General features: G+C 38.3%; 12 protein-coding genes. 10 read left to right on the top strand and 2 right to left on the bottom strand.

Annotation, left to right across the window (positions count from 1 at the left end):
- Window positions 1-3: 3 nt before the first annotated feature.
- The 4 genes from kdpC to KXV15_RS11815 all read left to right on the top strand — a co-directional run bounded on the left by kdpC (window position 4) and on the right by KXV15_RS11815 (window position 5,612).
- Window positions 4-588, top strand: coding sequence for a potassium-transporting ATPase subunit KdpC (kdpC, locus tag KXV15_RS11830; RefSeq protein ID WP_240008415.1), 585 nt, complete (start codon window positions 4-6; stop codon window positions 586-588).
- Entirely contained in the window at window positions 585-3,260 is a 2,676-nt protein-coding gene (locus KXV15_RS11825; RefSeq protein ID WP_240008414.1) for a sensor histidine kinase, read from the top strand. Before kdpC ends, KXV15_RS11825 begins: the two co-directional genes overlap by 4 nt.
- Entirely contained in the window at window positions 3,257-3,943 is a 687-nt protein-coding gene (locus tag KXV15_RS11820; RefSeq protein WP_240008413.1) for a response regulator, read from the top strand. The genes KXV15_RS11825 and KXV15_RS11820 overlap by 4 nt, the downstream gene beginning before the upstream one ends.
- 424 nt (window positions 3,944-4,367) lie before the next feature.
- On the top strand, window positions 4,368-5,612 hold the full coding sequence (locus KXV15_RS11815) for an esterase-like activity of phytase family protein (RefSeq protein WP_240008412.1): 1,245 nt from the start codon (window positions 4,368-4,370) through the stop codon (window positions 5,610-5,612).
- A gap of 749 nt (window positions 5,613-6,361) precedes the next feature.
- Here KXV15_RS11815 and KXV15_RS11810 read toward each other — a convergent pair.
- The gene (locus tag KXV15_RS11810; protein WP_240008411.1) at window positions 6,362-6,715 is read right to left on the bottom strand and encodes a DsrE/DsrF/TusD sulfur relay family protein; all 354 of its coding nucleotides are present in this window, start codon (window positions 6,713-6,715) and stop codon (window positions 6,362-6,364) included.
- 75 nt (window positions 6,716-6,790) lie between these two features.
- Here KXV15_RS11810 and KXV15_RS11805 point away from each other — a divergent pair, with 75 nt between their 5' ends.
- Entirely contained in the window at window positions 6,791-7,456 is a 666-nt protein-coding gene (locus tag KXV15_RS11805) for an ArsR/SmtB family transcription factor (protein WP_240008410.1), read from the top strand.
- Between the two features lie 31 nt (window positions 7,457-7,487).
- Window positions 7,488-8,549, top strand: a complete 1,062-nt coding sequence (locus KXV15_RS11800) for a DMT family transporter (RefSeq protein ID WP_240008409.1) — start codon at window positions 7,488-7,490, stop codon at window positions 8,547-8,549.
- Here the strand turns inward: KXV15_RS11800 and KXV15_RS11795 are convergent.
- A complete protein-coding gene (locus tag KXV15_RS11795; RefSeq protein ID WP_240008408.1) occupies window positions 8,546-8,947 on the bottom strand; it encodes a MerR family transcriptional regulator in 402 nt (133 codons plus the stop codon). The two genes, KXV15_RS11800 and KXV15_RS11795, sit on opposite strands and share 4 nt — an antisense overlap.
- A gap of 72 nt (window positions 8,948-9,019) precedes the next feature.
- Between KXV15_RS11795 and KXV15_RS11790 the strand changes: the two genes are divergently transcribed.
- From KXV15_RS11790 to KXV15_RS11775, 4 genes are read left to right on the top strand one after another with little or no spacing between them, the layout of a single operon-like run.
- Window positions 9,020-10,978: a heavy metal translocating P-type ATPase gene (locus tag KXV15_RS11790; RefSeq protein WP_240008407.1), complete on the top strand. Its 1,959-nt coding sequence runs from the start codon at window positions 9,020-9,022 to the stop codon at window positions 10,976-10,978.
- Window positions 10,979-11,018: 40 nt separating this feature from the next.
- Window positions 11,019-11,366 (top strand): hypothetical protein, encoded by a 348-nt coding sequence (locus KXV15_RS11785; RefSeq protein WP_240008406.1) that lies wholly within the window; start codon window positions 11,019-11,021, stop codon window positions 11,364-11,366.
- Window positions 11,367-11,411: 45 nt separating this feature from the next.
- Complete coding sequence (locus KXV15_RS11780) at window positions 11,412-12,662, top strand: TolC family protein (protein ID WP_240008405.1); 1,251 nt, start codon at window positions 11,412-11,414, stop codon at window positions 12,660-12,662.
- Complete coding sequence (locus KXV15_RS11775) at window positions 12,652-13,842, top strand: efflux RND transporter periplasmic adaptor subunit (protein WP_240008404.1); 1,191 nt, start codon at window positions 12,652-12,654, stop codon at window positions 13,840-13,842. Before KXV15_RS11780 ends, KXV15_RS11775 begins: the two co-directional genes overlap by 11 nt.
- Window positions 13,843-13,846: the final 4 nt, after the last annotated feature.

Raw genomic sequence — 13,846 nt, 5'->3', positions numbered from 1 at the left:
ACTATGAACAATATAGCAAAAACTACACTTAAATCCTTTGGACTTATGCTGATATTTACCGCAATATTAGGCGGTATTTATCCAACGATTACAAGCTTGCTTCTCGAAGGGTTTGCAAAACCCCAAAGCATAGGCAGCCTGATAAAGGCTAAGGATGGAAGTATTTTAGGTTCATCTTTAATTGGGCAAAATTTTGAGGAGCCAAAATATCTTTGGGGACGACTTTCCGCGACATCAACCCCATATGATGCTGCGGCATCAAGCGGATCAAATTTGGGGGTAAATAATCCGGTTCTTTTGGAAAATGCCAAAGCAAGAATTCAAAACCTTAAAAAATATAAGAATGATGAAAGTGCAAAAATTCCAGTAGATTTAGTTACCGCATCTGGTTCCGGTCTTGACCCTGAAATATCGCCGTCGGCCGCTTATTACCAAATCCCAAGAATTGCAAAAGCACGAGGAATTGATGAGGCATCAGTTAAAGCAATTATTGATAAAAGCACGAAGAAGCGAACCTTAAATTTATTGGGCGAAAGTCGTGTAAACGTGCTAAAAGTCAATCTAAGGCTTGATGGGAAAATCGATTGAAAGATAATAGACCTAATCCCGATAAATTACTTGAAATGATCAATAATGACCGCGCCGTTAGTTCGCGCGGTCATTTAAAGATTTTTTTCGGTGCATCGGCAGGCGTAGGTAAAACCTATGCCATGTTGAATGAGGCGCGCCGCCTTTTAGACGAGGGGACAGATGTTATAATTGGCGTGGTTGAACATCACGGCAGGAAAGAAACACTTGACCTAATAGAAGGCATTCCGATTTTGCCGCTATTGGAGACCAATCACAGAGGGATAATTGTCAAGGAATTCGATATTGACGGCGCGTTAAAACGTAAACCTTCTTTAATTTTGATTGATGAATTTGCGCACACAAATGCGCCCGGCTCCAGGCATCCCAAACGTTGGCAAGATGTTGAAGAATTAATTGAAAATGGAATTGATGTTTATACAACACTTAATGTCCAACACCTTGAAAGTGTAAATGATCTGGTTGCAAAATTCACAGGTGTTTGGGTTAGTGAAACTGTTCCCGATAAAATATTTGATGCAGCCGATGAAATATCACTCATAGATATTCCAAGCGACGAATTGTTAAAACGTCTTGCAGAAGGCAAAGTATATATTGCAGAAGGCGCAAATAAACGTGCGGCTGAAAACTTCTTCAAGAAATCAAATTTGATTGCGTTACGTGAACTTGCATTACGCCGGACTGCTGAAAGAGTTGATGCACAAAGTGATGAATTAAATGCGGCCTTAGGTAAAAACGAAAATCAATTAGGTCAAAAATATTTGGTACTAATTGGACCTGATCCTGTTTCCGAAACCTTAATTCGAAAAACAAAACGCATGGCAAATTCATCCAAGGCACCGTGGTACGCACTCAATCTTAGAACTGACAAAAGCGCAAACCTTGATGAAAAAGCGAAAATTAGAACCGAAAAATTATTACGTCTTGCCGAAAAAATGGGGGCAATAATCGTAAGAATTAATGGTAATAATGCAGCCAAGGATATTTTGGAATATGCTGAAAAAAATGGGTTTACACGCATTATAGTGGGGCACAAAAAACGCAGTCGATTTTTAAAATTCTTGCCAAGCCTGGCATCTGAATTAGTCGAGAATGCGAGTGGAATAGAAATAAATGTTGTAAACCAAAGCAATGAAAAATTTACCAAACAAAAAGAAACCAAAATTGAGCATAATAGCTTAAACAAAATATATGATTATTTTTGGTCAATTCTCATAATATTATTCTGCACACTAATTGGTTTGCCGTTTCGCGATATTGTTGATGCCAATGTTTTTACCGTCCTTTTTATAGCCGGAATTTATGTCATTGCGGCACGCTTTGGGATTGGTCCCTCTGTTTTTTCAAGCGTTGTGGGAGTTGGGGCGTATAATTTTTTCTTTTGTCATCCATATTATACTTTGGACTTCTATGAACAATCATCTCGATATACTTTTTTACTAATGCTTATTACATCGCTTTTTGTTGGTTCAATGACGGCAAAGCTGTCGCGTCTAGTTAAATTATCAAGAAAAGATGAACAAGAAGCACAAATACTTTATGGCCTAACTAAAGGGCTTTCTGTTGCGCGCGGCATACAGGCAATGGCACAATTCACTCAAGCCCACCTTGAAAGTGCCACAAGATATAAAATCATATTAGCAATAAAGACTGGTGAAAAACTTCAATTCTTAAGCACCTCAAACATTCCTCTAAATTTGAAAGAACAAAGCACCATAGACTGGGTCATAAAAAATAATCAGAGCGCAGGACTTGGCACCGATACAAGCCCGTCTGCATTTGCATTATATATTCCACTTTCCACAGAAGGAGAAATCATAGGTGTTATTGGTTTTAACCCAAACGAAGCACAAAACAATATATCCATCACAGATATTCAATCTTTTGAAACTTATGCAAGCTTAGTTGCAAGCTCTTTGGCGCGGGCAAAACGATCCGATGAAGCAGCCCTTACCAGAGTAGATGCAGAAAATGAAAAATTGCGCAATATACTTTTGTCCTCGCTTTCACATGACTTAAGAACACCCCTTACAATAATGAATGGAATAGCCAGCAATATACTTAAACACAGAAAATCTATGCCTAGAGAAGCTGTTAATGAGATTGTTTCTTTATATCAACAAATTGAGCGCCTGCAAAAATTCGTTTCAGATTTATTAAGAATGGCATCACTGACTTCAGGAAACATTAAATTAAATCAAAGAGAATATTCAATCGAAGAAATCGTTGGTGCGGCAATTAAAAAAATCGAAAAACAAAAAGGAAAGCGGCGCATTCTGACCGCATTATCAGGGATTACCCCGCCAATATATGTTGACGGTGGACTAATAGAACAAGTTATAAATAATCTTTTAGAAAATGCGATAAACCATACTTCTGAAGATGGCACCATTAAAGTTAACATAAGTCGTAAAGGAAATAATGTTGAAGTTTCAATAATTGACGATGGAAACGGTATAAACAACGAAATAAAAGAAGTCTTATTTGAGCAATTTAAAACCAACGCACAAAATAAAAATGATCGACTTAATTCCGGTGTCGGACTTGGTCTCGCTATCTGCAAAGGCATTATTGAAGCGCATGGCGGTATAATTGAAGCAAGTAATATTTCAGATGGCAAGGGCGCATGTTTTTCATTCACACTTTCAGGTGTTAAGGAGAATGGGCAATGACAACATCAATATTAGTAGTGGAAGATGATAAGCAGATAATAAAGTATCTTAAATCCGCAATAACATCCAATAATATGACTTTTTTCGGCGCACAAAATGCAAAAGAAGCCATACAAAAAATAATATCCAACCACCCAGATATTATTATATTGGATCTTGGCCTTCCTGATTTGGATGGGCAAGACTTAATAAAAGAAATCAGGGAATGGTCGCACACACCAATTGTAGTATTGTCTGCACGCGAAGCCGAGGTCGAAAAAATCAAAGCATTGGAAAATGGTGCAGATGATTACATAACCAAACCATTTAATACTGGTGAGCTATTTGCAAGAATAAAAGTCGCTTTACGGCATAGCAAAAAGTTAAACTCTCAAGCTGATAGCATATTTAAATTTGAATACTTCACATTAGATTTTGCATCCCGTCGGGTTTTCATTGAGAACCAGGAAGTTCGTCTAACGCCAATAGAATACAAATTGCTTTCAATACTCGTGAAAAATTCTGGGAAACTAATTACAAGGTCGCAATTGCTGAAAGAAGTATGGGGTAAAAATTTTGATGATCATGGCAATCATTTACGCGTGCATACCCAGCATCTTCGTGAGAAATTGGGCGACAACCCCCTTTCGCCACGCCTCATCATAACTATCCCTGGGATAGGTTATAGATTTGGAGAAGGCTAATATAGCCAGTATAGCTAGCTGTGACATATTATCAAAGTCTATTAAATGAAGGAGGATTTGGGTGCGGGGGCAGGATTTGAACCTGCGGCCTTCAGGTTATTTTATTTTGCATAATTAATTGTTTAATATATATATTTTCTCATTTTTTGATTTTATGTGTAAATATTTATGTAAGTTTTGATGAGCCGAGAACTGCAAAAACTTTAACTTTTGCTACAAAATACAATCACGAATATTTTCTATACATTTGGATAACAAATTGTTAAGTTATTAAATTGATAGATAATACTATCTAAAAATTTGTGCCAGGAATAATAACTTCCAAAGGTGAATTGGCAAAAATTCAAATGGTAAAATTAGGTTTGATAGCTTAGATTTGCGAACAGTTAGCCAAAAACACTTAAATTTGCATCTTAGTTAAAACATGAAAAAATCTAATTCGAACGTAATCAGCGTCACCCAAATAAATTACCAAGACGAAGAATTGACTTCAATTGGACTTCCAAACGGGGAAATGAAAATCACGCGCGGCCTTGGGTCTGGTCTCACTCAACGCGAAGGCGACCCCAAAAACCACTTTTGGGCAATTGGTGATAGAGGGCCAAACTTCAAAGTATCATTTGCAATTGAACGGCTTGGAATAAAAGAATTTGAAGATTTGAAAATAGTCGAAGGGGTTAAAATTATGCCCGCCCCACACATTGGTCCCGCAATTTCTGAACTTAAATTAGATGGCGATACAATAAATTGTCTAAGAACGTTCGCAATAAAAGACATTAATGGGGAAAGTATTTCTGGATTGCCAAGTGCCGCTAATCCTGGTGAAACTGCTGTGGATTTAAGTGGGAATCAATTTGAATCCAGTGCAACTGGTGTGGATAGCGAAGGCATTGCCGCAATGAATGACGGCACATTTTGGATTGCTGATGAATATAGCCCTTCCCTACTTCATTTGCATGAAAGTGGCAAAATAATTGTTAGATTGATACCCAAAGGGCTTGGGATTTTATTTAAGGGCGCGAATTACCCGATAAATGAAATCCTACCTGAAATTGCTGCAAAACGGCAGTTTAATCGTGGTTTTGAAGCAATTGCAATTTCCAAAGACGAAAAATTTCTATATTTGGCATTTCAAAGCCCCTTGGCACATCCAAATGAAACGGCCCACATGAAGGCAAGACACATTAGGATTTGGAAACTTAAACTAAAAACAGGTAAAGTGGTTGCGCAATTCCTTTACCCCTTAGACAGCGCAGAAAGTTTTGTTAGGGATAATGCAATATCGGAATTTAAAAAGTCAGATATTAAAATAAGTGAATTAGTTACAATTGAAAGTGATAAATTATTAGTTTTAGAGCGCGGATCTGCTACCAGTAAATTTTACAAAATAAATTTAAGCAAAAAATTTGAAATTGCCGAAAAGCATTTGCAAATTGATACCCGCCCTACACTTGAGCAATTAAGCATTGATGGAATTGATGACACAAATATTCAAATTTTGCCTAAATCCCTTGTATTTACTACTGATGACTTTCCACAAATTGATTCCGATTTAGAAGGTGTAATAATGCTCTCACCATGCACACTTTTGCTTGTGAATGACAATGATTTTGGAGTCGAAGGCAAAAGCACCCATTTTTGGAAAATTGCATTGTCAAAGGATATATAGTTTCAATATCTAATCGGGTTACGTGGAATTATTACTATAAAATGGGCATTTTAGATTCCCATGCAAATCTTTACGCTTACCATACGCGCAACAGCATTAAATTAACAACTAATAGACATCGAAAGTTCTAAACTTCTTTTCCAACAGGAGGAGCAAATGGCTTTTGTCTATTTGTTTGTATGCGCGGCATTCTTTTTTCTAACGGGTGCGGCGGTGGTTTACCTCGATAAAATGAAGGTGGCAGAGAAATGACCATTTTCTATATGCTCGCCACAAATATCGCGTTCGCTTTATTAATTTATTTGTTCGTGGCCGCGCTAATGCCTGAGTTTTTAACATTATTTGAGATGTCACTTGCTGCCTTATGCTCTCGCCTTCATCTAAACAAATTCAATTTAAATCATCAGAAATAATTCATTATCTGCTATTTATCGCAACTCTCAGAAGATAAATTTGCGCTTATACTAGAGGAATTGCGCATCTACTCTTTTGCGAGTGCGTCTGAACTATTATATTTTGGACTATTTTTTAATGCTTCTTTTATACAAATAGCATTTTCGTCAAATGATGACGACCGTTTATCAAAATAGGCGCAACCGCCCAACGCGGCAAAAGAATATCAATATTTTCTTTTTAAGCAATGCAATTGCAGATTAATTTATAATAATATTCAGAAACTTAAGCTATATTCAAATTGTTCATTGAATTAGCTGCGGTCATGTTACTTACCAACTTTCAATTTAACAACCTCAAAATACAAACACTTTGTCCGCCTCAATTGACCAGTTTGCAAGTTCGTCAAGTGTGCCGCGATGAGTGCCTTCGATTAATTCTTCGGTTTTAATACCGCGTGCGTCCATACATGTGCCGCAAACACCGACCAAGCCGTCTTTAACACGCGCAAGGCGTTTTATCATTAATTCAATATTGTAAAAACCATCAGGGACTTTTTGCCCAGATTTTGCGCAAGATGCAGCATCGCCCATCAAAAAGACTTTTACCTCTTGAGTGGTGTCTTTGGCAATTGCCCCCGCAAGACGTAGCCCATTATAAGAATGTTCGGTTCCATAAGGTTGTGCATTTAAAATAAACAGATTTTTCATTTTATTCTCCAGTAAAGTGTGATAATATTCAATCATTCAATAATATCGTTGAATGATTAGAGCAAGAGTCTTAAAATGTCAATGCAAAATGAGAAACAAGTAATTTATGAGAACCTTGCGCAAATTGCCCAATCAATTGGTCACGCAAGCCGCCTTGAATTGCTTGAATATATTGCCCAAGGTGCAAAGGCGGTAGAGGATTTGGTTTCGCTTTGCGGTTTAAGTTTCGCGAATACGTCACGGCATTTACAAATTTTGCGCCGTGCACGGATTATTGATGCTAATCGCTTGGGAAAGCGTATTTTTTATAGCCTTAATAATGACGAAAGGATTGTAAATTTATTGTCCGCACTTTCACAAGTTGGTGAGCATAATAATGCCGAAATAAGTAATATTTTGAACAGTTTTTATCAAAATCGAGAGACTATGCAGGCCATTTCCCGCGATGAACTGAATGATAGGTTAAAAGACAATTTAGTGACAATAATTGATGTGCGCCCACCTCAAGAGTTTGCGGCAGGGCATATTTCAGGCGCAATAAATATTCCACTTAACGAACTTGAAGCCCAAATTCAAAACTTGCAAGGTGACAAAGAAATAATCGCCTATTGCCGTGGGCCATATTGTGTATTGGCACTAGATGCGGTGCGCCTATTGACGGAAAACGGCTTGCGGGCAATGCGCCTATCGGGCGGTTTTCCAGAGTGGAAGGCCGAAGGGCGTGCTATTGAAAAAGTTTGATTTTATTTATCATGTAAATTAAGCATCTATCATGATTTCAAAATTTCTTAATCAAATCGGCGGCGCGGGTGCGGCTTTACTATCGGCGTTATTATTTGGCCTTAGTGTGCCATTGGCAAAATCCATGCTTGGCAATACAAGCCCATGGCTAATTGCGGGGGTCTTGTATTTTGGGGCGGGGTTTGGGCTTTGCTTAATTCTTTTTATTCAAAGAATATTTGGTAAATTAGAAATACCAAAATTTGAAAAATCTGATTTGCTCTGGCTTGGGATAGTTACTATTTTTGGTGGAATTTTGGCGCCTATCTTGATGATGTATGGCCTTAAATTTACAAGTGCCGCTAATGCATCGCTTTTGTTAAACCTTGAATCAGTGGCGACCTTATTGATTGCATGGATAGTTTACAAAGAGCATCTTGATACAAAATTACTTATTGGCGCAATTGCCATTTTATTAGGCGCATTATGCCTTTCTTGGTCGGGCGGCAATTTTATGTTCGATAAAGGGGCAATATTTATTGCACTTGCGTGCCTATTTTGGGGAATTGATAATAACCTTACGCGCAAACTTTCCTATTCAAATCCTATATTTATCGCCGCCATTAAATGCACGATTGCCGGTTGTGTTAATTTATTGTTTGCAACACAAGCGCAATTTAATATGCCAAAAATCGATGTGTTTTTAATTACGGCAGTGATTGGTTTTTTGGGCTATGGCCTAAGCATTGCGCTTTTTGTATTATCATTGCGCCATTTAGGCGCGGCTCGAAGTGGCGCTTATTTTTCAACCGCACCCTTTATTGGCGCTATCTATGCCCTAATTTTCATGGGTGAAAAACTAAGCATTGCTTTAATCATTGCAGGGGTTTTAATGGCAATTGGGGTGATTATACATTTGATAGAAGATCATGCACACGAGCATATGCATGATGAAATCGAACACTCACACGCACATATACATGATGAACATCATCAGCATGATCATAGTGGCGACATTTCACCAAATGAACCCCATAGCCACCGCCATAGGCATAAAAGCCTAGTTCATTCACATAAGCATTTTCCCGATTTGCACCATCGGCACTCGCATTAAAAATTGCTAGTAGTCCTCAATTCATTCATTATCCCGCATTCATGCGAAGCACCGCTATGGTCACACAGACTATTCAGATGTTTTAGCTGTTGCTCAGTTTCATGTAATAATTTCAATTGTTCACGCACCTTTTTCAATGCACTTCCAATCAATCTATTAACCTCACCACAATCACTTTGCGGATTTTCAAGATGTGATTGAAGGGATTTTACTTCTTCAAGTCCAAGTCCAATATTGCGACATTGTTTTATAAAAACCAATTGCGCGATTTGTTCTTCACCGTAATCGCGGTAGTTATTTGCATTCCGTCCGACATTTTTGACCAACCTTTGCTTTTCATAAAACCGAATAGTCTCAATACTAAAGCCGGTTTCCAATGCAATATCACCAATTTTCATGCTGCAAATCCTTAATTGACCCTATATTCACTTCAGGGTTTATAAAGCCAAAAAACTTAAAAGGCAATTATAATGGCAAACTGTTGCGATGATGAAATTTGCAAAAGTAACGTTAAACAAGATGGTGAAAACCATATAAATGACGACCACAATCATGATAGCTCACAGGGGAAAACCCCTTATACCCTTGCGGCTATTAGTTTTTTGCTACTATTGCTAGGAATAATATTTGAACATATTTTCAAGTTTACCATTTTCAATAAAAATATTTCTTTAATCTGGTATTCCATTGCCTATCTTACGGTTGGCTTTCCAGTTATGCGCGAAGGGTTTGAAGCGGCACTTAAGCGTGACTTTTTCAATGAATTCACCTTAATGAGCGTCGCCACAATCGGCGCGTTTGCACTTGGGCAATATGCCGAAGGCGTTGCAGTAATGCTTTTTTATGCAATCGGTGAATTATTCCAAAATGCTGCGATTAATAAAGCAAAGGGTGACATTAAATCGCTGCTTGATGTGCGCCCACAAATTGCAAGGGTTTTGCAAGATAATGCCGTGATAGAAACAAACCCAAATGAAGTTGCAATTAATGATATTGTTCAAGTTTTAGCAGGTGAAAAAGTCCCACTTGATGGCGAATTATTAAGCGAAAATGGAAGTTTTAATTCAATCGCTTTAACTGGTGAATCTGTGCCTCGACAAATCAAAAAAGGCGAAAGTCTTTTGGCAGGAATGATAAATCTTAATAATGTAATCGAGCTTAAGGTTACGAAGAAATTTGCCGATAGTTCAATTTCGCGAATAATTGAATTAGTTGAAAACGCAGCCACGCGAAAAGCACCAACCGAATTATTTATTCGTAAATTTGCAAAAATTTATACGCCAATCGTGTTCTTTTTGGCGCTTGCTTTGGTGATTTCGCCGAAATTTTTTATGGCCGACTATGTGTTTAATGATTGGCTTTACCGCGCATTGGTGTTTTTGGTGATTTCTTGCCCGTGCGCCTTGGTAATTTCAATTCCATTAGGTTATTTTGGCGGAATTGGCGCAGGTTCAAAAAATGGAATTTTATTCAAAGGTGGTAATTATCTTGATTTAATGGTCAAACTAAATACCCTTGTGCTTGATAAAACCGGCACTCTTACAGAAGGGGTTTTTGCGGTTCGTGAAATAAAAACCCAAATGAATGAAGCCGAGTTTTTGTCAATTCTTTGCACCATTGAACATAAATCAACCCACCCAATCGCCAAGGCAATCGTAGACTATGCAAAAGGGAAAGTTACCGTATCTGAAGTTAATAAAGTTAACGAAATTTCGGGGCATGGCTTGCAAGGTCAAGTTAAAGGCAAAGAAATTTTGGTTGGCAATGGCAAACTTCTTAAAAAATTCGGCGTTGAATACCCAAAAGAAATTGATGAAATTGTGCAATCAATTGTTTTGATGGCAATTGATAACCAGTTTGCAGGTTATGTAATTGTTGCCGATGCACCAAAGGAAGATGCAAAATCGGCAATTGCCAGTTTAACAAAGCTTGGCTTGAAAGATATTTTTGTTCTAAGCGGCGATAAAAGCGCAATTACCAAAGAAGTCGCAACACGGATTGGAATCAATAATGCGTTTGGTGATTTATTGCCAGAAGATAAAGTCAAAAAAATTGAAGAGTTAAAACAAGATAAATCGCGGATTATTGCGTTTGTTGGCGATGGAATAAACGACGCCCCCGCCCTTGCACTTGCAGATGTCGGCATTGCAATGGGCGGACTTGGTGCCGATGCCGCAATTGAAACCGCCGATGTAATAATACAAACCGATCAACCGTCAAAAATCGCCACGGCAATTGCAATTTCAAAAGCAACCAAAAACGTCGTATGGCAAAATATCGCCTTTGCATTTGGCATAAAAATAATAGTTCTTATTTTGGGCGCTGGCGGTATGGCATCAATGTGGGAAGCCGTTTTTGCCGATGTTGGTGTCGCATTAATCGCAATTTTTAATGCAGTAAGAATTCAAAAAATGCGCTTTAGTAATTAACAAAATTGCAATATAGAGCACATAGGCTAAATTGATGACAATGAAAACGAAGAATAGTATGAACATTTTGGCTGCCATTTTTATGGCAGTGTCGTTGCTATTTTCGGTTCTTTCGACAGCTGATGTGCATGCAGAAGAATTATTCAATGCACCACCTGACCATGTGCAATTAATTGAAACTCCCCATGCTGATGAACCTACTTATAAAACAGGCCATATTGGGGCTATTTGTTTTCATTCTGCATGCCATCATATTAACAATAGTTTCTATGAAACCGTTTCAATTGATGTAAAACCACAATTGCGTATTGAAACTATAAAGCCAATTTATATTGCGCCACAATCATATAATTTGTCATCGCGGTTGAACCGTCCCCCGCGCGCTTAATTGTTTGTTTTTTTATAATTAAACCAAACAATTAACGGATAAATCATGACAAATAATAATTATTATGCTGCCTTTGGCAGCTGTGCGTTATTGCTATTTGCAATCTCGCAACCACAACCATTGCATGCACAAGATACAATTGGTTTCAAAGAGTTGGTAGAAAATTTTGAAAACCTGCCAATCAATGCACAATTAAACGCTATCGCAACAGCAATTGAAATAGATGTAAGAATTGCCGGGATGCGCCCAACTCCCGTTATTTCACTGGGAGTTGAAAATATTTTTGGGTCATCAAATTATAAAGGCTTTGAAGCCGCCGAAACTACATTGCAAATTTCACAAGATTTGCAACTTTTTGGTCGTAAACAGGCAAATATAAATTATGCAAAATCACTTGCCCAAAGCTCAAAGCAAGAAATAGCGGTCAAAAAGCAAGAATATATAAAAGACCTTGCACTTTTATGGCTTGAATTTGAAAATGCAAATTATCAATCTAATCTTGATGATGAAAAAATTAACGCCGCTAAAGATGATTTGATGTTTATCACTCTTTTAGTTGATGGTGGACGCGAGCCAAAACTTCGGCAATTGCAGGCGCAATCTGATCTGAAAAAAGCAGAAATTGCAAAATTACAAACCCAGAATTCAATCAATAATTCCAAAAACAACCTTGCGGTAATCGCCCAATATAATGGCACAATAAAATCGCAAAAATTATTCATGGAAAAAATGCCAAGTTTTGGCACTTTTGATATTTCCCAAAACGTTAATTATCAATTGCTTTTGTCAAAACAAAAGAGTGGCAAGGCTGCAATTGAACTTGCAAAGATAGACAGCAAACCAAATATTGGCGCGTACTTAGGGGCAAAACATTTAGCAGCCAATGACGCCTTTAGCATGGTGGGCGGCTTAAGCATGACCCTGCCGCTAGGCTATAAAAATCAAGCGATTTTAGCGCAAAGAAAAGCACAAGCTAATGCCAATGATATAGCAATTGATAGTTTTACTAGGAATATCGAAGCACAAAGACTGTCGCTTATCGCCAAAATAAATTCATCTACCCGTGAGATTGCTCAATTAAATGTAAGCATAACCCCGCTTCAGGAAGTTTACGATTTATCAAAAATCGGACTTAAGGCGGGAAAAATCAGCCTTATAGAAGTGCAAGCAGCAAGAAACGAATTATTCGCCACCAAAGATAAATTACGCCTTGCGAAGTTTGAACGCTCCCGCGCCGAAATAGAGCTCTCTTATATTGAAAACCGCCTTCCATTTGAGGTGTCAAATGAAAAATAAATCATATATTATAAGCATTATTGCCGTCATTTCTGCTTTGGGAGCAGGTTATATGCTTCCGAAAAGCAACCCAAAAACCGAGACAGCAACAGAAAAAAACAACAAAACAGAAGAAAGACAAGAACCAAGTGACATTGTTGAAATTAATGACAATGACGCAAAAGCAGCCGGTATTGAAACCGCAAAAGTTAATTTCGGAACCGGAAATGAAATCCGCATTTTGGGGCGAATTATGGCGGCACCGGAAGCAAAAATAATGGTTGGTGCGCCAATTTCTGGTCGTGTTTCGCGTGTCTATGTTGCAGCGGGATCATTGGTCAACAAAGGGGCACCACTTTTTGAAATTATTAGTGCCGAAGGGGCAGGAATTGTTGCCGATGCTCACGCTGCCAACGCAAATGTAAATATGGCAAGTGCGGCCGCTAATGCAGCGAAAGTTGCGTATGCTTCTGATAAATTTCTTTATTCAAAAGGCGTAATCTCACGACGCGAATTGGAAAATTCGCTTGCAAATTCAGTTAGTGCAAATGCAAATGTTGCATCCCAATCAGCATATGCCAGCGCGGCAAGAGCAAAAATAGGTGCTGCAGGCGCACCAAGTGCAAATGGCGCAATTATCATCCGTACGCCTATTACAGGCATTGTAAATAACATGCCTATTTCAGTTGGCGGATTTGTGCCGCAAGGCACAATAGCAGGTGAAATTACCAATGTTGATAATACCGAAGCAGTGTTTCAGATTGCCCCGAACCTATTGGAGAAAGTTGCAATTGGGCAAAGCGTAAATATTGAAACAAATGATGGAAAACAGCTAAACGCAACAATAAAGGCAATCGCACCGGGTGCTGAAGCTGGCGCAAACAGCGCAATAATTCGTGCCAAAATTGACGGCGCAAACCTTGCGGTTGGTACAGTTATTAATGCACAAATTATATTGCAAAATGGCGCTCAAAACCTACGCCCTATTGTACCAAACGATGCAATTAATTCCATTGGTGACGCAAAGAAAGTCTTTGTTAAAACAGACAAAGGCTATCGCGCAGTTTCTGTGATTATTGGCAATAGTTTCAGTGGGCAAACGGAAATCATAAGTGGTCTTAAAGGCGATGAAATCATCGTAATTAAAAACGCATTTTTATTAAAGTCCCAACTCGCAAAAAGCGAATTGGAAGAAGAATAGGAAG

The organism is Pseudaquidulcibacter saccharophilus (assembly GCF_019455445.1).
Taxonomy (GTDB): Bacteria; Pseudomonadota; Alphaproteobacteria; order Caulobacterales; family Aquidulcibacteraceae; genus Pseudaquidulcibacter; species Pseudaquidulcibacter saccharophilus.
The sequence above is the reverse complement of the archived record's forward strand: the minus strand, read 5'-3'. Positions and strand labels throughout refer to the sequence as shown.